Origin of the sequence: Aquitalea sp. FJL05 (assembly GCF_003852595.1) — a bacterium.
GTDB classification, from domain to species: domain Bacteria; phylum Pseudomonadota; class Gammaproteobacteria; order Burkholderiales; family Chromobacteriaceae; genus Aquitalea; species Aquitalea aquatilis.
Genome location: NZ_QAJS01000005.1, coordinates 1 through 24603 on the forward strand (window position 1 = coordinate 1; position 24603 = coordinate 24603).

Consider the following 24603-nt stretch of genomic DNA (forward strand, 5'->3'; position numbering starts at 1 on the left):
CTTCCGCTCCGGCCAAGAAGCACGCTGCTAAAAAGCATCACGCTAAAAAGCACGCTGCCAAGAAAGCCGCTCCGGCTTCCGCAGCAAACTAATCAAGACGTCAGCGTCTGGCTCGCATAAGAAAAGGGAGGCTTCTGCCTCCCTTTTTTGCGTTCCTCACTCCGTCAGCGCTAGTTGAGTGCTGGTCAGGACAAACAAAAACGCCATCCTGCTGGATGGCGTTTGGTATTTGCAGCTGGGCTGCTCTTACTTTTCGACGAAGGCGCGTTCGATGGCGTAGTCGCCCGGCTCGCCCATGCGCGGAGATTCCTTGAAGCCGAGGCCATTCAGGATTTCGCACAGGTCGTGCAGCATGGACGGGCTACCGCAGATCAGTACGCGGTCGTTTTCCGGACTCAGCTGCGGCAGGCCGATATCGGCGCACATCTTGCCATTGGTGATCAGATCGGTCAGGCGGCCCTGGTTGCGGAAAGGCTCGCGGGTCACGGTCGGATAGTAGATCAGCTTTTCTTTCACGATATCGCCAAAGAACTCGTTTTCCGGCAGTTCATTGGTGATGTAGTCGTGATAACCCAGTTCGCTTACCCAGCGTACGCCGTGGGTCAGGATGACCTTGTCGTAGCGTTCGTAAACTTCCGGGTCCTTGATGATGGACATGAACGGTGCCAGGCCAGTACCGGTAGACAGCAGGTACAGGTTTTTGCCCGGTAGCAGATTGTCTTGTACCAGGGTGCCGGTGGGCTTTTTGCTGATCATCACGGTATCGCCGACCTGCAAGTGCTGCAGGCGCGAAGTCAGCGGGCCGTCTTGTACCTTGATGCTGTAAAACTCCAGATGCTCTTCGTAATTGGAGCTGACAATGGAGTAGGCGCGCATCAGCGGCTTGCCGTTCACTTCCAGGCCGATCATGACGAATTGGCCGTTGATGAAGCGCAGACCGGCATCGCGGGTGCAGGTGAAGGTGAACAGGGTGTCGTTCCAGTGGTGAACCGACAGGACCTTTTCAGCGGTCAGATTGGGGGAGGACATATAAATTGCTGCTCGCTATCCAAAAGAAATCAAGGAATGAGTGGTTGCCGCGATTTTACCCTTTTCGGGTCCGCTTGACTAAACATTGCTAGCCGTTCTCACTATGTCATTGTGCATAATGATCAAATCGCTGCGATACCAGGCCTGGCCGCTACCTATGGCTTGCAGGGCATGGGGCCTGGCGGGAAAGTCAACTGGAACAGGATGTTACCTTAAAGAATGAGGTAGCCCTAACGATTTCTTTCCGCTGTGTTTATTCCTGATTGTTCTTAATGGGTGATTGATTTAGATCAGCAAATTGTATTGCGTGCTGCGCTAGTGCATAAAGGGCAGGCATAGCGCCATGCTTGTCGGACAGTGTGCGCCCTGGCTGTCATCGCCAATCCGAATGTCATTAATTGTGCGGTATCGGCCGTGCAGCGAGTAGAATTGCCACTCCTGGCTGCGATGATGAGAGGGTGAAGATGAAACTGTGCGTGATAGCTGGCGACGGGATCGGTCATGAAGTGGTACCGGTGGCCGTGGGCGTGTTGCAGGCGGTACTGCCCGGCTTGCAACTGGTGTTTGCGGATGCCGGCTGGGAAGAGTTCTGTCGCAATGGCCAGGCGCTGCCAGAGCGTACGCTGGCTGCTGCCCGCGAATGCGGGGCGGTGTTTTTTGGGGCTGTCAGCTCACCGATGCAGCTGGTGGAGGGCTATCGCTCGCCCATTGTGCAATTGCGCCGTGAACTGGGCTGTCATGCCAATATTCGTCCCACGCTCAGTTTGCCCCTGGCTAGCAGCCGTGGTGGTATTGATCTGATCATCGTGCGCGAAAATACCGAAGACCTGTATGTGGGTGATGAGCAGTCTGACGGTGAAGTCGCAGTGGCCATCAAGCGCATTACGCGCAAGGCCTCATTGCGGGTGGCGCGCAGCGCATTCGAACTGGCGCGCAATGCTGGCCGTCAGCGCATCACCATCATTCACAAGGCCAATATCCTGCCGCGCACCGATGGCCTGTTCCGCGACTGCGCGCGTGAGGTTGCTCGTGACTTTCCCGACATTACGGTAGATGAAATGCTGGTGGATACGGCAGCTTTGCGCCTGGCGCAGGCACCGGAAAGCTTCGACATGCTGCTGGCACCCAATCTGTATGGCGATATTTTGTCGGATCTGGCGGCAGCATTTGGTGGCGGTCTGGGCCTGGCACCTTCGCTGAATCTGGGTGTGGCCGCGGCAATTGCCGAGCCAGTACATGGTTCGGCCCCGGATATTGCTGGCCAGGGTATTGCCAATCCTTTGGCTGCCATTCTCAGCGCGGCCATGCTGCTGCGGGTATGGTGGCAGCGTCCGAAGCTGGCACTGCGCATCGAGCAGGCAGTACGGGCCACCTTGCTGGATGGCATTGCCACCCCGGACGTGATGTCACCTGGGGTCAGTACCCAGCATCTGGCACGGGTGGTGATTGAGCGGATCAGGCAGCAGCAGGACTAGAATGTGAAAGAGGGCGGCTTGACTGGCCGCCCTCCGAGGTGTGTCACTGCATGTTTCAGAAGGATTTGCGGGATAACGCAAACATCACATACAAGACTGCAACCCGCGTCGCGGCGAACATGTTTGCCAACGATATTCTGCAAAACCGCGAACAGGTCATTACCAAAGAACAGGCTGTATGCACAGCACCAGATAAGTCGTAAAGCACTGATATTACATCTAAAATGCCCTTGGTTGATCGGGCGGTAACATCATGATCGCTGCCTGTTAGGGTGGCGGATAAGGGCTTTCAAGCCCCGGCTAACTCATCAAGCTCAAGCAAAGTCTGTTGTTTCGTGTCTGGCTTACCGACGACCTGTCGTTGATGCATCCGTGATGGACGCTGGTAGTGCTCCCGGCTACGCTGAAGCAGCCGCCATCAAACCTGAGAAGGTGATGGGTTCTGAACACAAAGTTGAACAAGGTTGTCGGAATCCGGCCAATGACTCATCCCAAACCCTCCCTGTTACTGAATGATTTCAGTATAGGCCTGTGATTGGCGGACTCAAGTTTTTTTTGTAGCGCGGTGCCGGCCACGGCCACGGCCATGGCAATGTGCTGAAGCCTTGTCCCCACAGCCATGGGCGGCGCGACCTGTTTTGCAACGCCGGCTGTTTTGGCGCTATCAACCTGCCTGCGGCTTCAGGGTGGCGACGCGTTCCGCTGGATTGGGATGCAGGTGCTGCTCGAACTGGCGTGCGGCGGCGGTCCAGGAAAAACCTTCGGCAATCCGGCGTACATGGCTGCGGTCGATCTTCATCGCATCCAGACAGGCCTGGCGCAGGTCCTCGGCGAGTATGCCCGCCCCGCTATTGCCTATCACATCCAGTGGCCCGGCCACTGGATAGGCGGCTACCGGTGTGCCGCAGGCCATGGCTTCCAGCAGCACCAGGCCAAAGGTGTCGGTCAGGCTGGGAAAGACAAAAACATCCGCCGCACGGTAGAAGCGGGCCAGCTCGTTTTGCGGAAAGACACCGGCAAAGTGGACTTCGGGATATTCGCGCTGCAGACGGGCCATCAGCGGGCCATCGCCCACCACCCATTTGCTGCCGGGTAGATCGAGTTTGAGGAAGGCTTCGATGTTCTTTTCCACGGCGATCCGCCCGATATAGACAAAGCGCGGGGCAGTGCTTTCATCCAGACGCTCCCGTGTACCGGGCGTGAACAGGCTGGTATCCACGCCACGGCTCCATAACACCACCTTGGTAAAACCACGGGCGCGCAGGTCGTCGGCTATGGACTGGGTGGGCACCATGGTGGCGGCGCCGGCATTGTGGAAATGGCGCATCCAGGCATAGCTGATGGACAGCGGCAGGCGGGTGCGGGCGGCGATGTATTCCGGAAAACGGGTGTGATAGGCGGTGGTGAAGGCCAGTTTGTGGCGCAGGCAATAGCGGCGTGCCGCCAACCCCAGTGGGCCTTCGGTAGCAATGTGGATGGCGTGTGGTGCCAGTTCGGCAATCCGCCGCGCTACCTGGCGGTAGGGCAGGATGGACAGGCGGATGTCGGGATAGGTGGGGCAGGGCAGGGTGTTGAATTCCAGTGGCGTGATCATGTCCACCTGATGGCCGAACTGGGTCAGCTCACGGCTGGTTTCGGTGAGGGTGCGGACTACGCCGTTGACTTGCGGTTTCCAGGCGTCGGTGACGATCAGGATGCGCATGGTGTCTCCTGGGTGGGGTCGGACAGCTGGGCAGTGGTGTCTGCCCGCGTAAGCAAGGTTGGCGCTGCCGGCTGCGGTAGCCACGCTGGTTGGGCGGCTTCTGCTTGGCCGGTGGCGGGCTGTGTCGCAGCGCCGGTTTGCTTGTTTTTGCGGCGGACGGGTTCTGCTGCGGATTGCAGTTCGGTCCAGTACACCACTTCCAGCCGGCCATCGGCGTGTTCCACCAGGGCTGACAGGCTTTCTACCCAGTCGCCGCTGTTGCCATAGATGATGCCGTCGATATCCCGCACTTCGGCCTTGTGGATGTGGCCACAAATCACGCCGTCGTAGTCGCGGCGGCGGGCTTCGCCGGCGAGGATTTTTTCGAAGTCGCTGATGAAGTTGACCGCGTTTTTGACCTTGTGCTTGAGGTATTGCGACAGCGACCAGTACGGCATGCCCAGTTGCTTGCGCAGCCAGTTGAAGCCACGGTTCAGCTCCAGGATGACGGTGTAGAGCGAGTCGCCGACATAGGCCAGCCACTTGATGTGCTGGATGACGCCATCGAATTCGTCGCCGTGGATGATCAGCAGGCGCTTGCCATCCGCTGTGGTGTGTTCGGCCTCGCGCCGGATGGCGATGCCGCCGAAGTCCAGTCCCACGTAGTGGCGGGCGGCCTCATCGTGATTGCCCGGCACATACACCACCTGACAACCCTTGCGCGCCTTGCGCAGTACTTTTTGCACCACATCGTTGTGGCTTTGCTTCCAGTACCAGGATTTTTTCAGTTGCCAGCCGTCAACGATATCGCCCACCAGATAGAGGTGGTCGGATTCGTTGTGCTTGAGGAAGTCGAGCAAATGGTCGGCGCGGCAGCCGGAGGTGCCCAGGTGTACATCGGAAATCCAGATGGCGCGGTAGTGGCGGCTGCTGGTGGAGGCGGTGTCGGGCTGCATGTCGGGTCCGTTCTGCCGTGGTGTACCGCGTCATGCTGCATGCAACAGATGACAGCGCGATGTGGCTTTGGTGACGCGCGGATGACGTAGCGCGGTTTTAAGTTGGGTTTAAGACTGCTGCGTTTAAATAGCCCTGCCACCGGAATGAACCGGTTTAATCCTGGAGATTCGAGAAATGAAAAAACTGTTGCTGACCGCCCTGTTCGCTGCCTTTGCCGCCCCTGCCGTTTTTGCTGGTGCCAAGTGTGAAACCCACCCCAAGAGCGAGTGGATCAAGCAGGAAGATTTCAAGAAACAGCTGGAAGGCCAGGGCTACAAGATCGACAAATTCAAGGTGAGCGGCCAGTGCTATGAGATCTACGGCAAGAACAAGGACGACAAGAAGGTGGAAATCTACTTCGACACCAAGACTGGCAAGCCGGTGAAGAGCGAAGTACAGCAATAAGCCTGTTGCATGCCGGGCGCGCTCCCGGGGCGGGAGGGCCGGCTGCCATCGGGCGCCGGCCTATTCTTTTGCTGAAAGGAAATGGATTGATGGCTGACAATACACAGGTAATCAAGGTGTGGGACCGTTTTGTCCGAGTGTTTCACTGGACGCTGGCGGCCTGTGTGCTGGGCAATTATTTTGTGCTGGAAGATGGCGAAGGTCCGCATCGCTGGGCTGGCTATCTGGCCGCTGTGCTGGTGCTGTCGCGGGTGGTGTGGGGCTTTGTTGGTAGCAGGCATGCCCGTTTTGCCGATTTCTTTCCTACGCCGCGCCGCTTGCGGGCACACTGGCAGGACATGCGTCAGGGCCGGCTGGATGCCCATGCCGGGCACAACCCGTTGGGCGCGCTGATGATGCTGTGGCTGATGGCGCTGGTGCTGGGATTGGGTGTGAGCGGTTATCTGCTGGGCACCGATGCCTTCTGGGGCGATGACGGCATGCAGGAACTACACGGCGCGCTGGCCAATATCCTCATCGGCAGTGTCGGCCTGCATGTGCTGGCGGCCTTGGTGATGAGTCGGTTGGGCGGCATCAATCTGATCAGGGCCATGGTCACCGGCGTCAAGCCCATGCCGCAGCAGGGCGACGAGCAGGCCGTGCCGGAGTTTGAAGCAAGGAAATAAACATGCGCATATTGGTGGTGGAGGATGATCCGCTGATTGGTGATGGCCTGAAGATGGGCCTGGGCCAGTTGGGCTTTGTGGTCGACTGGTTTCGCCAGGGCCGGGAAGGGCTGGCCGCGTTGTCGGCCGCGCCGTTTGATGCCGTGGTGCTGGATCTGGGCCTGCCGGGCATGGATGGCATGGATATCCTCGCCGCCTGGCGTCAGGCCGGGCAGGATGTGCCGGTACTGGTACTGACCGCGCGCGATACGCTGGATGAGCGTCTGCAGGGGCTGGATGCCGGTGCGGATGACTATCTGGTCAAGCCGTTTGCATTGAGCGAAGTGGCGGCGCGCTTGCGGGCGCTGATCCGCCGCCGTCATGGCCAGTCCGCCAATCGCCTGAGCCATGGTGCGGTCAGCTTTGATCCGGTGGCCCGCACCGCCTGGCTGGATGACAAGCCGCTGGAGCTGACCGCGCGCGAACTGGCCTTGCTGGAGCTGCTGCTGTCCAGCAAGGGCCGGGTGTTGTCGCGTGAGTTGATCGAAGAAAAGCTTTACGGCTGGGGGCAGGAGCTGGAAAGCAATGCGGTGGAGGTGTATGTCCATCACCTGCGCAAAAAACTGGGAGCTGGCTTTATCCGCACCCAGCGCGGCATTGGCTATGCGCTGGGCGAGCTGCAATGAAGCGCCAGCCCACTTTGCAGCGCCGCCTGGCGGTGCTGCTGCTGATTACCGTGCCGCTGATCTGGCTGGTGTCCACGGGTGTGGCCGCCTATGTCGCCCACCATGAGGTGGACGAACTGTACGACACCCAACTCACCCTGTTTGCCCGGCAATTGCTCAGCGTCAACATGGGCGAGCATGGCGACGATCCACTGCCGGTATTGCCCAAGACCAAGAAGCTGATTCGCGGCGGCGACCGTGGCGAGATGGAAGACGACGACATCGGCGTGGCGGTATGGAACGAAGCCGGGGATTTGCTGCTGAGTGACGGCAAGGGCCGCCATTTCAGTTTCGAGGCCGGACGGCGGGGGTTTTATACGGTTAGCGGCCACGATGACAAGGATGAATGGCGCTTGTTCTATCTGCCGGCACCGGACGGTTCGCGCCTGGTTGCCGTCGGTCAGCGGCAGAAGCTGCGGCACGAAGTAGTACTCAAGGTGATACAGGGCCAGTTGCTGCCGTGGTTGCTGGGTTTGCCGGTTTTGCTGTTGCTGATTCTATGGGCGGTGCGCAAGGGTTTGCGGCCCTTGCAGCAGGTGGCCGCCGATCTTGGCCGCCGCAGTGCGCTGGACAGTAGCCCGCTGGCTGAAGATGTGCCGGGCGAGGTACTGCCCATGGTGCGTGCCTTGAATGCGCTGTTTGCCCGCATTGCCGACACGGTGGAGCACGAACGGCGTTTCACGGCCGATGCTGCGCATGAGTTGCGCACGCCGCTGGCCGCCTTGCAGGTGCAGGCCGAGGTCATGGCACTGATGCCGGACGAAGCAGGCCGCCAGCATGCGCTGCGACAGTTGCAGCAGGGCATTGGCCGCGCCACCCGGCTGGTGGAGCAATTGCTGGCCTTGTCCCGGCTTGATCCGCTGCAGGGCTTGCCCGCGGCGCAGCCAGTGGATTGGGCCACGGTGTGTGGCGATGCCATGGCCGATGTGGCCGCTGCGGCCGCCGGCAAGAACATGCAACTGCAGCTGCAATGGCAGGATAGCCCGGCACAGGTCTTGCCGCTGACGGGTGATGCCACCTTGCTCACGCTGATGCTGCGTAATGTGCTGGACAATGCGGTGCGCTATTGCCCGGCTGGCGCGTGCATCGCGTTGCAGGCGGGGACGACTGGCATTGTGGTGCAGGATAACGGGCCGGGTATTGCGCCGGAATGGCTGGACCGGGTACATGAGCGCTTTTTCCGTCCACCCGGGCAGGATGTACCGGGCAGTGGGCTGGGCTTGTCCATTGTCGAGCGTATTGCCAGCTTGCATGGTCTGAGCCTGACGCTGGCAAACCGCGACAGCGGTGGCTTGCAGGTGAGCGTGCGCAAGGCCGTTTGAGATGCTGCGGCAATCTGTCGCATTGGCCTGGCATTTGCAACAGCGTATTGTTGGTGCCAGACACGCCGGCAGGTCCAAGCCTGCCGGGACACACTCCAAGGTGTTATTGCCCGCCCCGACCAGGCGGGCTTTCTTTTTTGCTGCGGCTCGTAGCCGGGCTCGTCGGATCAGCGGCCTGGCTCGGGCGGGCTGCGCAACAGCCAGAACAAGGCGTTGCACACCCCTCCCGCCACGGCACCGACATAATAGTTGAACAAGGGGTCGTATAAAGCCGGCTGCAGCCAGCGGCTGTAATACAGGGTGATGACGCCGCCGGTCAGTGCGCCGGGCAGGGCGGCCAGTGCCAGCAGTCGCCAGCGCGGCCAGCTTTGTTGCCAGCGGCTGATGCCGCTATCCAGCGACAGGCGCAGCAGCACCAGCAGCGTGCCGGCCAGCGCGGCCGGCAAGGCACCGATCATATAGGCCAGCAAGGGCAGCACACCGCTGGCCAGCAAGCCCACCAGCGGCCCCAACGCGATAAACAGGATCAGGCCGCAGCCTGCGAGTTTCAAATGTTTCATCCGGCTCAGTTCGACAAAAAGTCTTGCAAGACTAGCAGACTGGCCGTGCGGCGACGAGCCGGGTAAGTGCCGTTGTCACAAGCCGCTGCAGTCGGGGGCTGGGCTGCAGCGCGATCCATGCCTGCCGGGGATGTGCGGCATTATGTCGCAGCCACTACTGGTGCTGCGGGATGCTAAAGTGTCGGCCATGCTGGCCCAACTGTTTTCCTCTTCTTCCCGCCTGGTAGCCGATCTGCCGGATGCGGTGCGCCTGATTACCCGTCTGCGCTGGCTGATGCTGGCTGCTGGAGGCCTGTTGCTATTGCTGTGCCGACTGAGCGGACTGGCGCTGCCCTGGCTATTGCTGCTGCAGGCGCTGGCCACGCTGGCCTTGTTCAATGGTGTGCTGAGTCAGCGGCTGCAGCAGGGCCGTGCGGCCTTGCCCTTATTGCGGCTGGGTTTGCTGGCCGACCTGCTGGCCTTGACCGAGTGCATGGCTTTCAGCGGCGGTGCAGCCAATCCGCTGGCCTCGCTATATCTGCCGCCGGTGTTGTTTGCCGCCTTGCTGTCGCCCGGCCTGTTTGCCTGGGGGCTGTCCTTGCTCAGCATGCTGGCCTATGCGGCGCTGTTTGGCTGGCACCTGCCCTGGCCCTTGCAGGGCAACGATGCCGCGTATGCCTTTTCCCTGCACCTGGTCGGCATGTGGCTGACCTTTGCCCTGTCGGCGCTGCTGATCACCAGCTTTGTGTCCTGGCTGGCCCGTCAACTGGCGGCGCGCGAGGCCGCACTGGCAGCGGCGCGGGAAACCCAGCTGCGCGACGAACAACTGCTGGCGGTGGGCATGCAGGCGGCCGGCGCGGCGCATTCGCTGTCCACCCCCATCAATACCCTGACCCTGCTGGTGGAAGATATGCTGTTGCAGCATGCGGCCGATCAGCCGCTGCGCGAGGACTTGCAACTGATGCAAGCCCAGCTGGGCAGTTGTGCCCAGGCGCTGGCGCGGCTCAAGCAGGGCATTCAGCCACAGGGTGAAGCCATTGCCCTGTTTGCCACGCTGGCACAGCAGCTATCGGGCTGGCGCAGTTTGCGGCCGGATGTGCGGCTGGAATGGCAGGCTCCGGCAGGGGCTGACCCGCTGGTGCGGCTGGATGCCGCATTCTGGCCAGCCTTTTTCAATCTGATCAACAATGCAGCCGAGGCTGGTGGCGGCGAGCTGACGGTAACAGCGTCCTTGCTGGCGGGGCAGTTGCAACTGGACATCATCAATCGCGACGGCTGCCTCAGCGCCCAGCAATTGCAACGCGCCGGCCTGGCACCGCTGGACTCGGACAAGCCGGCCGGGATGGGGCTGGGGGTGATGCTCAGCCATGCCACACTGGCGCGGCTGGGTGGCGTCCTGACCCTGGATAACCGTGCCGAGGGCGGCGTTCACGCCTGCGTGCGGCTGCCCTTGCAACAGGAGGAGTGAAATGGCGCTGGATTTCCTGCTGGTCGATGATGACCAGGCTTTTTCCTCGGTGCTGGCGCGTTCGCTGACGCGGCGCGGCTTTCGCGTCGAGTGTGCCGCCGATGGCCAAGCCGCGCTGCAAACGCGCGATGAGCCACCGCTGCGCATCCTGCTGGACCTGAACCTGGAAGGCGAAAGCGGCTTGCGCCTGCTGCCCGACCTGCGCCAGCTTTATCCACAGGCTGCCGTGGTGGTGCTCACCGGCTATGCCAGCATCGCTACCGCCGTGGAGGCGACCAAGCTGGGCGCGGTGCAGTATCTCGCCAAACCGGCGGGGGTGGATGACATCCTGGCGGCTTTCCAGCAGGTAATGGCCAATCCGGAGCTGCCGCTGTCACCGCAGCCGATGTCCTTGCGACGTGTTACCTGGGAGCACCTGCAACGGGTGCTGAACGAGCACGATGGCAATATCTCGGCCACGGCCCGCTCCATGGGCATGCACCGCCGCACCCTGCAACGCATGCTGGCCAAGCGTCCGGTAAAAAGCTAAAACGCATCAGCTGTTGTATTGCCAGCACAGTGTCGTGGGTGGCCAACTGGCAAGCTGCTTGTCGTCCGGCTTTGCAGTGCGGTGGCCGCTTGTGCGCAGCGTGGTGCCGGTTTGCCCTTGTCAGCCCTGCTGCAGCAGGGCTTTGTCATCTTTCTTGCCAAGCAAGCGCTAGGAAACTTCTTGTCTTTTCCCCTGTAAACCTCTGTTTTCATCAGCAGGTCTTTCCTGTTTGCATCAGAAAATGTGATTGGAGCAAATGCCCCAAAATGCCTATGGTCTTTTGATAGATTCCAAACCACGACAATAAAGGGGAAACAAGATGCGTGGACAAATGATGGAGCAGCCGCTGCTGATCTCCGCCCTGCTGCAGCATGCCGAAACCTACCATGGCGATAGCGAGATCGTGTCGCGCACCGTGGAAGGCCCGATTCACCGCTATACCTACCGCGAAGCAGCACGCCGCAGCCGGCAGTTGGCCAATGCCCTGGCTGGCCTGGGCGTGCAGCATGGCGATACCGTGGGCACCCTGGCCTGGAACGGCTACCGCCACTACGAAATCTACTTTGCCACCTCCGGTTCCGGTGCCATCTGCCATACCGTCAACCCGCGCCTGTTTGCCGAGCAGATCAGCTACATCATCAATCACGGCGAAGACAAGGTACTGATGTTTGACCTCAGCTTCCTGCCTGTGGTGGAGCAGGTTGCCGCCGAACTGACTACCGTGCAGCACTTCGTGCTATTGACCGACCGCGCCCACATGCCGCGCGAGTCCACGCTGGACAACCTGCTGTGCTACGAAGACCTGGTCAACAGCCACAGCGACCAATACCAGTGGCCGGATTTCGACGAAAACACCGCCTCCAGCCTGTGCTACACCTCGGGCACGACTGGCAACCCCAAGGGCGTGCTGTATTCGCACCGCTCCACCGTGCTGCATGCCTTTGCCAGCTCGCTGCCGGACAGCCTGGATATCTCGGCGCAAGGGGCCATCATGCCGGTGGTGCCGATGTTCCATGTCAATGGCTGGGGCCTGCCCTACAGCTGCACCATGAACGGCGCCAAGCTGGTGTTGCCCGGCCCCAAGATGGACGGCGTCAATCTGTACGAGCTGATCGAGAGCGAAGGCGTCACCATGGCCGCCGGTGTGCCCACCATCTGGATGATGCTGCTGCAGCACTGTCAGAAGAACCATCTGAAGATTCACAGCCTCAAGCGCGTCATCGTCGGCGGCTCGGCTGCGCCGGAAAGCATGGTCGATCAACTGGCCGAGCACGGTGCCGAGCTGCGCCAGCTGTGGGGCATGACCGAGCTGTCGCCCTGCGGCACCACCAGCACGCCCAAGTTCAAGCACAACGGCTGTGACACGTCGACGCTGCGCGGCTTGCAAACCAAGCAGGGGCGGCCGATTTACGGTGTGGCCATCCGCATTGTCGACGACGAAGGCAAGCCGCTGCCCAACGATGGCGTGGCCTTTGGCAATCTGCAGGTCAAGGGTTCCTGGGTGCTGTCGCGCTACTTCAAGCGCGAGCAGGACGATTCGCATACCGAGGATGGCTGGTTCAATACCGGCGACGTGGTCACCATCGACCGCGATGGCTACATGAAGATTACCGACCGCACCAAGGACGTGATCAAGTCCGGCGGTGAGTGGATCAGCTCCATCGAGCTGGAAAACATTCTGGTGGGTCACCCGGCGGTGGCCGAGGCGGCCGCCATCGGTGTGCTGCACCCCAAGTGGGACGAGCGCCCACTGATGGTGGTGGTGCTCAAGCCCGGTGCCAGCGCCACGCGCGAAGAGCTGATCGGCTTTTACGAAGGCAAGATCGCCAAGTGGTGGACCCCGGACGAGGTGGTGTTTCTGGACGAGCTGCCGCACACCGCCACCGGCAAACTGCAGAAGATGAAACTGCGTGAAATGTTCAAGGATTACCAGTGGGCTTGAGTGCTAAGAGCTGCTAACAAAAGCGCGTAGAGAACCCGGGCCAAGGCGCGCCGACGCAGACAGTACAGCTAGTACGGCAAGGAGGCGCAACGCTGGAGCGGGGGTTTTGTTAGCGGGTCTAAGCCGCTGAATTGAATGGACAGAATAGAGCATTTGCGCTAAATTGTGCATCGCACTGAAGGCCGCAAGGCCTTTTGTGGTGTTAGCCCCTCGAAGCATCAGCTGGTAACCCCAGCCAGATGTTTCTTCCTCGTGTTGGCCCCTGAGAACCCTCAGGGGATTTTTTTTGCCTGCTTGCCTCCTGCCCTGTAACGTCAGCTGCGGCGCGCTATCCTCATGCTTGGCCTTGCTGTTTTCACCACAGCATATGGCGCACAGACCTGGGTTTTGTGCTTGCGATTGCCGTCAACAAGCCTTTGCTGTGCTGGATCAAGATCTACATTAGATTTTAATAATTTAATATGCAGCATAGGTGCTTGCCCGCCGGGAAATGTCAGGTGGTAGCGATGATTCACCAAGGCAAGTTCAAACAATTCAACCCTGAAGGAAATAAGGGGGAGACATGAAATCTTTGCGAAGCAAGCTGATTGCCTTCAACGCCTTGCTGATGGCGCTGTTTGGCCTGGTGCTGGTGTTGATTGTATTCATCCAGATGCGCGGCGAAATTCTCAGCGGACTGAATCACGAGTTTGACTCTGCGCTCAAGGGGCAGAGCAGTGTGGTGAAAACCTGGCTGGATGAGAAAAAGCAGGAAATCGCTGCCCAGGCCAGCGTGGCGAGTGAGGCTGATGCCCTGCGTTTTCTCAAGGTCGGAGCCAAGGCCGGTTTCAATGTGAACTACGCCGGTTTTGCCGATGGCCACTCGCTGTTTTCCGACGACTGGAGCGCACCGGCCGACTACAAGGTGGCCGAGCGCGACTGGTATAAGCAGGCCATGGCCGCCGGCAAGCCGATTGTGACCGAGCCCTATGTCGATGAAGCCAGCAAGAAACTCACCATTACCGTGGCCGCTCCCATCAGCCATGGCGGCAGCCAGGTCGGCGTGGTGGGTGGCGATGTCTTTGTCGATAGCCTGGTCAAATCGGTGTTGTCGCTGCAGATTCGTGGCAATGGCTATGCCTTCATCGTGGACAGCAAGGGCAAGCTGCTGGCGCATCCGCAGGCGGCGCTCACGCTCAAGCCCATCAGCCAGCTGGCACCGGAGCTGACGGCAGACAAGCTGGCCGAGCTGGCCGGTTCGGCCAGCCTGCAACAGATGCGCATGGGCGAGCAGGACATGCTGCTCTCCGTGCAGCGCATTCCGGACAGTGACTGGCTGATCGGGTTGGCCACGCACAAGGATGACATCCTGGCGCCGCTCAATACCCTGCTGCTGACCGTGGCTGGCTTGAGCGCGCTGGTGTTTGCCCTGCTGATTCCACTGGCCGGATTCTTGCTGCGGCGCATGCTGGGCGGGCTGGTGGCACTGAAAGCCGCCATGGAAGACATTGCGCATGGTGATGGCGATCTCACCCTGCGCCTGAAAGACGAAGGGCAGGATGAAATCGCCGCCACCGCGCGCGCTTTCAATCAGTTCGTCACGCAGCTGGCAACGCTGTTCCGTGGTCTGCGCGACAACGCTGGCGGCGTGGTGGACGGCGTCGGCCAGGTGTCTGGCCAGGTGCTGGATGTGGCAGACAGCGCGCGTCGCATTTCGGATATGTCTTCGTCCAATGCGGCGACGCTGGAGCAGATCACCGTCAGCATTGCCCATATCGCCGACAATGCGCGTGAGGCCGATCAGCTGGCCACCGCCACCGGCACCGGGCTGGAGTCTGGCGCGCAAGGCCTGCTGTGTCTGGCCGATGGCATGGAAAGTACGGTGCAGTCGGTCAGATCGCTGGAAACCATGCTGGCCGCGCTGGAGCAGCGCTCGCAGCAGATCTCCGGCATCACCGAGGTGATACGCGACATTGCCGACCAGACCAATCTGCTGGCCCTCAACGCTGCCATCGAGGCAGCACGTGCCGGTGAGCAGGGGCGCGGCTTTGCCGTGGTGGCCGACGAGGTGCGCAAACTGGCCGAGCGCACGGCCCAGGCCACGGTGCAGATCGCCGGCATGGTCAGTGCCATTCGCAGCGAAACCGGCAAGGCCGTGGGCGATGTGCAGCAGACGGTGACCGTGGTGAACGATGGCGTGGTGCTGACCCAGCAGGCGGTGGCCACCATTCAGTCCATCCGTCACTCCATGCTGGAAGTGGTCAGCAAGATGTCGGAGATTTCCCACTCCACCCAGGAGCAGCACAATGCCAGCACGCTGATTGCGCAAAGCTCGGAGCAGATCAACAGCCGGGTGCTGGAAAATGACGAAATGCTGCAACAGGCCAGCACCACCTTGCAGAGCCTGGCAGGCCGGGCTGGGCAGATGAATGGCGAGTTTGCCAAGTTCCACCTGTAAGACGATAAGATGCTGGACCAAGGCCGCCCATGGGCGGCTTTTTCATGGGATTTTTTACTTGAGAGGACACAGTGATGGGCTTGTCGGCACTGGCCATGCAGGCGGCTACCTTGCTGGCCGAGCAGAATCTGCCCGCTGCCTTGCAGGCGGCGCAGCATTGTTTACAGGCGGAGCCGGACAATGCGCCGATGTGGAATCTGCTGGGCGTCTGTACGGCCAGGCTGGGACAGGGCGAGCTGGCCCTGCAATGCTGGCAGCAGGCGCTGCGGCTGGATGCTGCCGCGGCCGATGTCCATTACAACCTGGGCTGCCTGCACGACGACCGTGGCGAAGCCGCCCTGGCCGAGCAGTATTTCCAGGCCGAACTGGCCGCTGACCCGCAACACCAGGACAGCCTGTACCGGCTGGCGCAGCGCTATCAGCAAGATGGCCGCGTCGCGCAGGAGGAAGCCTGCTGGCGCCGTTTGTTGCGTGTGCAGCCCGATCATGTGGTGGCGCTGCACGATCTGTTGCTGCTGTGCCAGCGGCAACGGCGCTGGCGGGTGGCTGCGCGCTTGTTGCAGCGGGCATTGCGTTTGCCGCAGTTGACGAGCGCCGAGGCGGCGGCATTGGCGGCGGCCTGTCTGCAGCAGGGCATGGCCAGCGCAGCCATGCGCTTGCTGCAGCACAATGTGCCACTTGAGCAGGCGGATGCCAGTCAGGCGGCGATCTGGGCGCTGGTCTGTAGCGAGCTGCGTCAGGCAGGCCGGGCCGAAGCCGCCTGGCGTCAGGCGGTGGCCAGCCAGCCGCAACAGCCACGGCATGTGCAGAACCTGGGCTATCTGCTGCTGGCGCAGCGGCGCTGGCATGAGGGCTGGCAGGCACAGGAAGCGCGCCTGCTGCGCCCGCCGGTCGAACTTGGCCTGCCAACACTTGCCTCGCCGCGCTGGCAGGGCGAGCCGCTGGCCGGGAAGCATGTGCTGGTGTGGCTGGAGCAGGGGCTGGGCGATGCGCTGCAGTTTTGCCGCTATCTGCCCTTGTTACAAGCGCAGCGTCTGACCGTGGTGTGCCGGCCAGAGCTGATCCGCCTGTTGCACAGCATGGCGCTGGGCTGTCCGGCGCTATTCCTGCCGCTCACCAGTCTGGACATGGCCTTGCCCGCGCACGACTGCCACGTTTTTTCCATGAGCCTGCCCGGGTTGTTGCAGCCGGATCCGGCCGCCACGCCGCCAGCAGGCTTTACCCTGCCGCCATCACCCAGGCTGCCAGCCAGACAGCGCAAGCTGCGGCTGGGCCTGGTATGGCGTGGCCATGCCCGTCATCCCTTTGATCATCACCGTTCGCTGCCAGCTATCCGCCTGCTGACACCGCTATTGCAACTGCCGCATATCGAGTGGCTCAGCCTGCAACTGCCGGTGAACGCCATCGAGCAGACATGGCTGGACCAATGGCCACAGCTACTTGCCGGCGAGGACGGGCTGGCTGATCTGGCAGATACGGCGGGTGTACTGGCGCAACTGGACGGGCTGGTGACGGTGGACACTGCGCTGGCGCATCTGGCCGGTTGCCTGGGCCTGCCGTGCTGGCTGTTGCTGTCGGCCAGCCATACCGACTGGCGCTGGGGCTGGGAAGGGGAGAGCACGCCGTGGTATCCGGCGCTGCGCTTGTACCGCCAGCAGCAGGCGGGCGACTGGCCGGGCCTGCTGGCCCGGCTGGCTGCCGATCTGGCGGCGTTGGCTTAGCGTGGCTGACAAGGGCGTAGCGTCCCTGGGGCAAGGCATGCCGACCCAGACAGAAAGCGTGCGGCCAGCAGGCGCAATGCTGCACTAGGGTTTTGTTAGCGGCTCTTAATCGCCGAGCGTGGACAACCACTTGCCGGGGTTCATCAGCCCGTGCGGGTCCAGCACCTGCTTGATGCTGCGCATCAGCTGCAGGGCAACCGGGTCCTTGTAGCGCTGCAGCCACTGCCCCTTGAGCTGGCCCACGCCATGCTCTGCCGCCAGCGTGCCCTGATGGCGATAAACCTGGTCGTAGACGATGGCGTTGACACTGTCTTCATCCGCGAACAGATGGGCATTGTCCGGCCGGGTGTAGCTGATGTTGTAATGCAGATTGCCATCGCCGGCATGACCGAAGGCAATGATGCGCACGCCGGGAAAGGCCTGGCGCAGTGCGCTGTCACATTGCTGCAGAAAGTCTGGAATCGCCGAACTGGGTACGCCGATATCGTGCTTGATGCTGGCACCGTCGCGTTTTTGCGTTTCCGACATGTCTTCACGCAGCCGCCACAGGCGCTGGCGTTCGGCCTCGCTGTGCGCCAGCACGCCGTCGGCAATATTCTGGGTCGCCAGCCATTCCACCAGTTTCTGTTGCAGCGCGTGGCTGTCGCCGCTGTCGGACAGCTCCACCAGCACCGCCCACGGCTGGATGAAGGGCAACTGGCCGGGGTGGTATTTGTCCAGCAGCTGCTGACAGGTTTCCGACATGATTTCAAAGGTGGTCAGCCGGTCGCCAAAGGCCTGGCGCAAGGCCGACAGCAGGTCGATGGCCGCCTGACTGCTGCTTACTCCCAGCAGCGCAGTGGCGTGCGCTGTGGGGAGCGGGAACAGCTTGAGCGTGGCGGCGGTAATCAGCCCCAGCTGGCCTTCCGCGCCGATGAACAGCTGCTTCACATCCAGCCCGCTGGTGTCCTTGCGCAGGGCGGATAGCTGATGTAGTACCTGGCCGTCCGGCAACACCACTTCCAGTCCCAGCGTCAGTTCGCGCATGGTGCCGTAGCGCAGCACGGCCAGCCCGCCAGCATTGGTGGAAAGATTGCCGCCGATCTGGCAACTGCCCTCGCTGGCCAGCGAGAGCGGAAACAGCCGGCCGGCTGTCGCAGCCAGTTGCTGTACCTGGGCCAGCGTCATGCCGGCTTCCACCGTGATGCTGTCGTTGGCGGTATCGATGGCGCGCAGACGATTAAGCCGGCCGAGGCCGATCACCAGCTGGCGGCCGGAGGCATCCGGCGTGGCCGCGCCACAAGTGGAGGTGTTGCCGCCTTGCGGTACCACGGCGACCTGATACGCCTGGCACAGCTGCAGCAGCGCGGCCACTTCGGCCGTGCTGGCGGGCAGGGCTACCGCCAGCGGCAGGCCCTGATAGCGGCGGCGGTAGTCCAGCGCGTAGGGGGCGGTATCCTGCGCCTGGGTCAGCAGGTGTTCTGCCCCGATGATGGCGGCGACAGCGGCGAGAAACTGGGGCATGTCAGTCATGGTCCTGTTGCGTGTGCAAGGCATCCGGCAGGCCGTCGTGTGCGCCTTGCAACTGGCCGGGGCAATGATCCCAGTGGCGGGGGCCAAGCGCGCGATTGCGGGCCGGATGCAGCGGGTAGTGCAGCTGGTTGTCGTCGCGGTCGCGGTCACCTACGCACAGCAGCCGCACATCATGAGCGGTATTGTTGAGGAAGCTGTGGGCAATGCCGCTGCCGGCGGGAAAACCCACCGTGTCGCCGGGCCGCAGGCGGTGCAGCACACCATCCAGCCAGACATCCGGTTCGCCTTCCAGCACGTAGACGAATTCGTCTTCGGTCTTTTCCGCATGGGGCCAGGAGGTGCGTCGGCCAGGCGGCAGCAGTTCGTGATGAATGCCGATGCGCTGCAGGCCAAAAAAACGTCCCAGCGGCGAGCCGATGGACAGCAACTCGCTGCTGTCCGGATAACTGGCGTTGTCCGGCTCTTGCAGTTCGCGCCAGTGTTTGATGCAGGATGGCCGTTCCATCGCGCTTCCCCGTGTTTGCTTCAGTCCGGAATGTCCGCCGCCATCAGTTCGTCCGGATGCTGCCAGCCGGGCAATTGACTGATGCGCTGCAGCCAGGCGGCCACATGCGGCCAGCCGGCGATATCCAGCCCGGCATCGGCCAGCCACCACAGATAGGCACTGGCGGAAAAGTCGGCGATGGTCGGTGTGGCTCCGATCAGATAATTGTGCGCGCTCAGGGTGCTGTCCAGCACGGCCAGATCATCGCGCACGCGGGCTTCCAGCCAGGCGGTAACCTCGGCCGGCTGCGGGAAAAATTTGCGTGCCAGGCGCAGGTTTGGCAGTGAGAAACCAATGCGATTGCTTTCCCAGCACAGCCATTCGCGCACCAGCTGGCGTTCGCCTGGCGCACCATCCAGCCGGCCGTAATTGTCGGCCAGCCATTGCAGGATGGCATTGGACTGGCACAGCGCCGTGCCATCGGCCACCAGGACCGGTACTTCGCCAAAGCGGCTGACGGCGCGGAAATCCTCGGCGCGTTCAGCGCGCGGCAGCGCCAGGTCGACATGAACGTAATCATGGGATACATCGGCCAGCATCAGTGCCAGGCGCACCTTGTAGCTATGGCCGGAGAAACAGTTGCCGTACAGAGTCAGTGTGGTCATGTCGTTTTTCTATTGCGGTGTTGTGCTGGCGGCCAGTCTGTCTGTTGCGAGGCTGGCCCGGATGATGATGGGCGTTGCTTGGCAGTGTCGGCGCGTGGCAGTGCCGCGTCAATGCTGCGTCCCGGCGTCTTGTCGAGGACCGAGGCCAGCCAGGCGGCGGCAAAGGCCAGCGGCACGGAAAACAGCGCCGGGTTGGCATAGGGAAACAGCGGCCGGGCATGGCCGAGCATGCCCACCCATACGGTAGGGCCGGTGATGATCAGCCCCAGCGCTGCCAGCATGCCGCAGCAGCCACCGGCCAGTGCCCCGCGCGCACTCAGGCCGCGCCAGTGCAGGGTCAGCAGCAGTACCGGGAAATTGCTGGAGGCGGCGATGGCAAAGGCCAGACCCACCAGAAAGGCGATATTCAGATTCTGGAACAGAGTGGACAGCAGCACGGCGGCCACGCCCAGCAGCAGGGTGGCCAGCCGCGACAGCTGCCATTCCCGCTGCGGATCGGCCTGACCACGGCACAGCCACAAGGCATACAGATCGTGGCTGATGGCACTGGCACCCGCCATGGCCAGCCCGGCCAGCACCGCCAGAATGGTGGCAAAAGCCACGCCGGCAATCAGTGCCTGCAGCCATGGCCCGCCCAGTAGCGAGGCCAGATGCAGCGCCGCCATATTGCCGCCGCCCAGCAGCTTGCCGGCGGCGTCGTGAAATGGGGCGGCAGGCCCGACCAGCACCAGCGCGCCATAGCCGATGATGATGTTCAGCAGGAAAAACAGGCCGACGATGCCGGTGGCCCAGCCCACCGAGCGGCGGGCGGCACGGCCATCCGCCACAGTGAAAAAGCGTAGCAGGATATGCGGCAAGCCCAGCAGGCCCAGGCTGAGCCCCAGGCCCAGCGACAGCGCATCCAGCGGGTTGGATAGCGACTTGCCCGGCAATAGCGCCTGGCCGTGGCTGAGCTGGTCTACCTGGGCAAACAGGGCCGGCGCGCTGTAGCCGAAGCGTTGCAGCACCCCGCCGGCCAGCAGCAGTGCGCAGAGCAGCATCAGCGCGGCCTTGGTCATTTGTATCCAGCTGGTGGCCAGCATGCCACCCAGCCCCACTTGCAGCACCATCAGCCCCACCACCAGCCCGACGGCGGCCAGATAGGGCAGGCCGAACAGCAGCTGCAACAGCTTGCCGGCCCCGACCAGTTGTACGATCAGATAAAACAGCGTGATGGTGAGCGAGCTGATGATGCTCATCAAGCGTACCGAGCGCGCGTCAAAACGGCTGGCCAATACCTCGGCCACACTGTAGCGCCCCAGCGCCCGCAGTTTGTCGGCCAATAGCAGCATCAATAGCGGCCAGCCAGCCAGCGTGCCTACCGCATACACCAGGGAATCGTAGCCCTGCCCCAGATACATGCCGATGGAGCCGAGAAAAGCCGCAGCCGACAGAAAGTCGCCCGCCAGCGCCAAGCCATTTTGCCAAGCCGGTAATTGTCCGCCTGCGGTATAGAAGTCATCGGCAGAACGGGTAAGGCGTGCCGCCCGGCGGGTCAACAGCAGGCTGGCGGCAATGAACAACAGGAAAAATACCGTGGCCGGGCTCATGCGGCTGGCTTTCGGTCTTGCGCCCGGATATGCCACAGTGTGACCGCGAAAAACAGCAGAAACAGCAGCAAGGCCAGCAGGATGGAGCGTGGCCAGCCGGCGACATTACCCTGTAACAAGGCTGGGGCGGTAGCAATCAGGCCGAAATAACCCAGGCAGGCCAGCAAGACCAGCCAGGCGAGAAGGGCGGTGGATGAGCGACGAAACATCATGACAAAGAGTGCAGGGCGGCAGAGTGCGGAACAGCAGGCCAGTGTAGCGCATCACCGTACTGGCCGCCGTGCTGCTTATTTCTGCCAATAGGTTTTGACGTTGACGAATTCATACAGGCCGAATTCTGACAGCTCGCGCCCATAGCCAGAGGCTTTTACGCCGCCAAAGGGCAGACGCAAATCCGAGCTGGTGTGGCGGTTGAGAAAGACGCTGCCCACTTCCAGCTGCCGCGCCAGTTCCCAGCCATGGGTGGTGTTCGCGGTATAGATGGAGGCGCCCAGGCCAAACGGCGTGTCATTGGCCAGCCGGATGGCATCGGCCTCGTCACGGGCACGCAGGATGCTGGCCACCGGGCCGAACACTTCTTCGTGATAGACACGACAGCCGGCGGTGACGTGATCCAGCACCGTGGCCGGATAGAAGAAACCGGGAGCAGGTGGCAATTGGCCGCCCAGCAACAGACGCGCGCCCTGATGACAGGCATCCAGTACTTGCGCATGCAGTGCCTCACGCAGGTCGGCGCGGGTCAGTGGTGACAGTGTGGTGGCTGGATCGCGCGGGTCGCCGGGGCGTAATGCACTGGCGGCGGCGACAAAGGCGGCAACAAATTGCTCGGCGATTTCCGGCACCACGATCATGCGCTTGGCCGCATTGCAGCTTTGGCCGGCATCGCGAAAACGCGAGTTGACTGCATCCTGCGCGGCTGCCTCGACATCGGCATCAGCCAGCACGATAAAGGGATTGCTGCCGCCCAGTTCCAGCACGGTCTTTTTCAGGTGTTTGCCAGCCAGGCTGGCGATGATGCGTCCGGTATGGGTGGAGCCGGTAAAGGCCACGGCGTCGCTGCGGCGGATGGCTTCTTCTACCAGTTCGTGATCGATCCAGGCGATGTCCAGGCAATCCAGCCCGGCGGCGTGCACCAGTTCCAGCAGCAACTGGGTGCATTGCGGTACCGAGGGCGCGGGTTTGACCAGGCAGGTATTGCCCGCCATCAGTGCCGGAACGGCAAACCGCAGCAACTGCCAGATGGGGTAGTTCCACGGCATCACCGCCAGCACACAGCCCAGTGCCTCGAACGCTACACCACTCTGGCTGGCCTGGGTGGGAATCGATTGCGGCGCCAGCAGGGACGGGGCCAGCTCGGCGTAATAGCGTATCAGCTGCGCCGACTTGTCGATTTCGGCCAGGCACTCCGCGGTGCGCTTGCCCACCTCCAGCGTCACCAGCGCAGCCAGTTGTTCGCGATGGGTTTCCAGTTGCACTGCCAATTGCAGCATGCGCTCGGCGCGTTGTGACACGCTCAGGGCCGCCCAGGCGGACTGGGCGCGTTTCAGCCGCTGTAGTGCATCGTCAAGCTGGGCCTGGCTCCAGCCAGGACGGGTAAACACCACCTCGGCGGTGGCTGGGTTGCAACTGGTAAAGGCATTCATGGCCGGTCGGCAAAGGAATCAGCAGGAGCAGCGACTGTAACAAATCGCCCCGCCTTGCGACAGGGTCTTGACCGGAAGATGCGGGAGATCACCCCGGAATGGCCACACTATATGCGGTGGCTGACCATGCAGGACAGCCAAAAAAAGGCCCCGCTAAACCGGGGCCGAATGTTTCAGGTGAGTGCATGGGTCAATCAAGAAGAGACTTGCAGATTGAAACTCCGCCGGCAGCACCGCGTCGTATCAATGCGGCGCGGTTGCCATTGGAGCGCCGATTTTAGCGGCAAGCTGGCAGAGTCGTTACTGGCTGTAGTGCCGGCCCTGTGGCCTTGCCAGCAGCTACATTGTGCCGGCCACAGTGGTCAGCCCCAGTTGCAGGCCGATGACGATGGCGTGGGTACGGTTGTTGGCATTCAGTTTGCGGATGATGTTGGCGACGTGGAATTTCACCGTCCGTTCACTAATACCCAGAATGGTGGCAATTTCCCAGTTGGTCTTGCCATGGCTCATCCAGTGGAAAATGTCGAACTCGCGTTGCGATAGCGGCATGGCGGCGGGGGCGGCCGGAGCCAGATTGGCCACCCGGCCAGCGGCCTGGCGCAGATGCAGCAGCAGACTGTTGAGCATTTCGGTGAGCTGGCTGTCCTTGCCGATTTCACTGCCGGAAACCGACAGTACGCAGACCAGGTTCTGGCGCTCGGACAGGGCGCTGAAGCTGATGCCGTTGCCCATGCCGATGGAGGTCATCTCCTGGATGAACTGTTTCTCCTGTTGTCCCTTGGCGCGGGAAAACTTGTCGGCCCAGTGGATGGGGCCTTGGCCCATGACCGAGCGCAGCACCGGGTCACAGCTGATGTAATTGTGGCTCATATAGTGCTCTACCCAGTCTTCCGGAAAGCTGACATTCACCACTTTTTCCACCCGGTGCAGTTGCTGGTGCTGGTTGATGCGTCCCAGGGTAATCACCATGTGCTTGGTAGGAAGCTGCGATTGCAGATGGTCCAGATAGAGCTTGAGTTCGCTTTCGGTCTCGATCTGGCCGACGGTATGGATCCAGTCCAGCAGGGTCTTTTGACTGGCCGGGGACAGATTGCCCGGTATGGGGTGAGCAAAGGGAAGCTTGCTATGCATGATGACGTGACCTTCATTGTCGGGTGGCCAAGACGGTGGTCCGCTTGCAATGTTCCAGCGTTCATCAGGAAGGCGTGGCAGTTTGAGCGCCGGACCCCACTAGCGATGCTTGCTGGCTGGTCTGGAGTTTATTAAGCAGCTAGCAGACGAAACCAGTAGCTAAAGGCCCAAGTAGAGCGATCGCTATGCTGAATAAGTAATTTCTCTATGTTCAGTAAGATCGCGCGGAATTTTCCGGGGCGTGGGATGCTTTTTCCGGGATGTTCCGGCAGGACGGCGGGTCAACATCTGTACAAGGACCAGAGCGATAGCCGACCAGCGTTTAAGCTGTGGCTGAGTGAACGTGTTTGTCATGAAAAAAGCAGGATGATGTCGGCTATTGCCAGGAGGCTTGATGTCGCACAGGGCAGCTTTGCTGCGATTGCGGAAAAATGCAGGCGAAGGTCCACACCTGCCCTAAAGGGCGGGCATTAGCTGCAAAACTGCGCTGTATCAGCTTTGTTTAATCTTGAACTTTATTTTGCTGCAGTCTTGAACAATATTGATGGGTGGGCGTGTGCTGCCCATTGGATAGCCAGCGGGATGGGACTCGCCTGGCGCAAGGAAGGACTTGTCGTTATTGATATTAAATGCCAATGGCAAGATGGCCTTGGTGTTTTGAAATCA

The 24603-nt window shown here is 61.6% G+C and carries 22 protein-coding genes; 11 read left to right on the forward strand and 11 right to left on the reverse strand.

Features of this window, described 5'->3' with window-relative positions:
- Positions 1 to 246 precede the first annotated feature (246 nt).
- Positions 247 to 1029 carry a ferredoxin--NADP reductase gene (locus DBR44_RS03510; protein ID WP_124642125.1) on the reverse strand — a complete coding sequence of 261 codons (783 nt, stop codon included), beginning with the start codon at positions 1027 to 1029 and terminating at the stop codon, positions 247 to 249.
- Positions 1030 to 1493: 464 nt separating this feature from the next.
- On the opposite strand from DBR44_RS03510, the gene DBR44_RS03515 reads away from it, so the two are divergent.
- Positions 1494 to 2504, forward strand: a complete 1011-nt coding sequence (locus tag DBR44_RS03515) for an isocitrate/isopropylmalate dehydrogenase family protein (protein ID WP_124642127.1) — start codon at positions 1494 to 1496, stop codon at positions 2502 to 2504.
- 50 nt (positions 2505 to 2554) lie between these two features.
- Positions 2555 to 2707 carry a hypothetical protein gene (locus tag DBR44_RS19460; RefSeq protein ID WP_158613551.1) on the forward strand — a complete coding sequence of 51 codons (153 nt, stop codon included), beginning with the start codon at positions 2555 to 2557 and terminating at the stop codon, positions 2705 to 2707.
- Positions 2708 to 3168: 461 nt separating this feature from the next.
- Here the strand turns inward: DBR44_RS19460 and DBR44_RS03520 are convergent, their stop codons facing one another.
- Both DBR44_RS03520 and DBR44_RS03525 read right to left on the reverse strand, forming a co-directional pair.
- Positions 3169 to 4206, reverse strand: coding sequence for a glycosyltransferase family 1 protein (locus DBR44_RS03520; RefSeq protein WP_124642129.1), 1038 nt, complete (start codon positions 4204 to 4206; stop codon positions 3169 to 3171).
- Entirely contained in the window at positions 4194 to 5141 is a 948-nt protein-coding gene (locus DBR44_RS03525) for a UDP-2,3-diacylglucosamine diphosphatase (RefSeq protein WP_124642131.1), read from the reverse strand. Before DBR44_RS03525 ends, DBR44_RS03520 begins: the two co-directional genes overlap by 13 nt.
- A 175-nt stretch (positions 5142 to 5316) precedes the next feature.
- Between DBR44_RS03525 and DBR44_RS03530 the strand changes: the two genes are divergently transcribed.
- The 4 genes from DBR44_RS03530 to DBR44_RS03545 all read left to right on the forward strand — a co-directional run bounded on the left by DBR44_RS03530 (position 5317) and on the right by DBR44_RS03545 (position 8277).
- A complete protein-coding gene (locus DBR44_RS03530) occupies positions 5317 to 5586 on the forward strand; it encodes a PepSY domain-containing protein (protein ID WP_124642133.1) in 270 nt (89 codons plus the stop codon).
- An 89-nt stretch (positions 5587 to 5675) separates the two neighbouring features.
- Positions 5676 to 6251 carry a cytochrome b/b6 domain-containing protein gene (locus DBR44_RS03535; protein ID WP_124642134.1) on the forward strand — a complete coding sequence of 192 codons (576 nt, stop codon included), beginning with the start codon at positions 5676 to 5678 and terminating at the stop codon, positions 6249 to 6251.
- Positions 6252 to 6253: 2 nt separating this feature from the next.
- Entirely contained in the window at positions 6254 to 6916 is a 663-nt protein-coding gene (locus DBR44_RS03540) for a response regulator (protein WP_124642136.1), read from the forward strand.
- Positions 6913 to 8277, forward strand: a complete 1365-nt coding sequence (locus DBR44_RS03545; RefSeq protein ID WP_124642138.1) for an ATP-binding protein — start codon at positions 6913 to 6915, stop codon at positions 8275 to 8277. The genes DBR44_RS03540 and DBR44_RS03545 overlap by 4 nt, the downstream gene beginning before the upstream one ends.
- 167 nt (positions 8278 to 8444) lie before the next feature.
- Here the strand turns inward: DBR44_RS03545 and DBR44_RS03550 are convergent, their stop codons facing one another.
- On the reverse strand, positions 8445 to 8828 hold the full coding sequence (locus DBR44_RS03550; protein ID WP_124642140.1) for a hypothetical protein: 384 nt from the start codon (positions 8826 to 8828) through the stop codon (positions 8445 to 8447).
- A gap of 151 nt (positions 8829 to 8979) precedes the next feature.
- Between DBR44_RS03550 and DBR44_RS03555 the strand changes: the two genes are divergently transcribed.
- The 5 genes from DBR44_RS03555 (at position 8980) to DBR44_RS03575 (ending at position 16913) form a co-directional block, all read left to right on the forward strand.
- Positions 8980 to 10284, forward strand: coding sequence for a HAMP domain-containing sensor histidine kinase (locus DBR44_RS03555; protein ID WP_233578342.1), 1305 nt, complete (start codon positions 8980 to 8982; stop codon positions 10282 to 10284).
- A 1-nt stretch (position 10285) separates the two neighbouring features.
- A complete protein-coding gene (locus DBR44_RS03560; RefSeq protein WP_124642142.1) occupies positions 10286 to 10813 on the forward strand; it encodes a response regulator transcription factor in 528 nt (175 codons plus the stop codon).
- Positions 10814 to 11132: 319 nt separating this feature from the next.
- Positions 11133 to 12755 carry a 3-(methylthio)propionyl-CoA ligase gene (locus DBR44_RS03565; RefSeq protein WP_124642144.1) on the forward strand — a complete coding sequence of 541 codons (1623 nt, stop codon included), beginning with the start codon at positions 11133 to 11135 and terminating at the stop codon, positions 12753 to 12755.
- A 562-nt stretch (positions 12756 to 13317) separates the two neighbouring features.
- A complete protein-coding gene (locus DBR44_RS03570; RefSeq protein WP_124642146.1) occupies positions 13318 to 15192 on the forward strand; it encodes a methyl-accepting chemotaxis protein in 1875 nt (624 codons plus the stop codon).
- 74 nt (positions 15193 to 15266) lie between these two features.
- Positions 15267 to 16913 carry a tetratricopeptide repeat protein gene (locus DBR44_RS03575; RefSeq protein ID WP_124642148.1) on the forward strand — a complete coding sequence of 549 codons (1647 nt, stop codon included), beginning with the start codon at positions 15267 to 15269 and terminating at the stop codon, positions 16911 to 16913.
- Between the two features lie 105 nt (positions 16914 to 17018).
- On the opposite strand, the gene DBR44_RS03580 is transcribed toward DBR44_RS03575, so the two are convergent.
- The 7 genes from DBR44_RS03580 to DBR44_RS03610 all read right to left on the reverse strand — a co-directional run bounded on the left by DBR44_RS03580 (position 17019) and on the right by DBR44_RS03610 (position 23937).
- Positions 17019 to 18425 (reverse strand): FAD-binding oxidoreductase, encoded by a 1407-nt coding sequence (locus DBR44_RS03580; RefSeq protein ID WP_233578343.1) that lies wholly within the window; start codon positions 18423 to 18425, stop codon positions 17019 to 17021.
- Positions 18418 to 18930, reverse strand: coding sequence for a cupin domain-containing protein (locus DBR44_RS03585; protein ID WP_124642150.1), 513 nt, complete (start codon positions 18928 to 18930; stop codon positions 18418 to 18420). Before DBR44_RS03585 ends, DBR44_RS03580 begins: the two co-directional genes overlap by 8 nt.
- A 20-nt stretch (positions 18931 to 18950) precedes the next feature.
- Positions 18951 to 19574 (reverse strand): glutathione S-transferase family protein, encoded by a 624-nt coding sequence (locus DBR44_RS03590; protein WP_124642152.1) that lies wholly within the window; start codon positions 19572 to 19574, stop codon positions 18951 to 18953.
- Positions 19571 to 21163: a cation/acetate symporter ActP gene (locus DBR44_RS03595; protein ID WP_124642154.1), complete on the reverse strand. Its 1593-nt coding sequence runs from the start codon at positions 21161 to 21163 to the stop codon at positions 19571 to 19573. Before DBR44_RS03595 ends, DBR44_RS03590 begins: the two co-directional genes overlap by 4 nt.
- Positions 21160 to 21375 (reverse strand): DUF485 domain-containing protein, encoded by a 216-nt coding sequence (locus DBR44_RS03600; protein WP_124642156.1) that lies wholly within the window; start codon positions 21373 to 21375, stop codon positions 21160 to 21162. Before DBR44_RS03600 ends, DBR44_RS03595 begins: the two co-directional genes overlap by 4 nt.
- Positions 21376 to 21450: 75 nt before the next feature.
- Entirely contained in the window at positions 21451 to 22806 is a 1356-nt protein-coding gene (locus tag DBR44_RS03605) for an aldehyde dehydrogenase family protein (RefSeq protein WP_124642158.1), read from the reverse strand.
- A 339-nt stretch (positions 22807 to 23145) separates the two neighbouring features.
- Positions 23146 to 23937 carry a LuxR family transcriptional regulator gene (locus DBR44_RS03610; protein ID WP_124642160.1) on the reverse strand — a complete coding sequence of 264 codons (792 nt, stop codon included), beginning with the start codon at positions 23935 to 23937 and terminating at the stop codon, positions 23146 to 23148.
- Between the last annotated feature and the right edge of the window lie 666 nt (positions 23938 to 24603).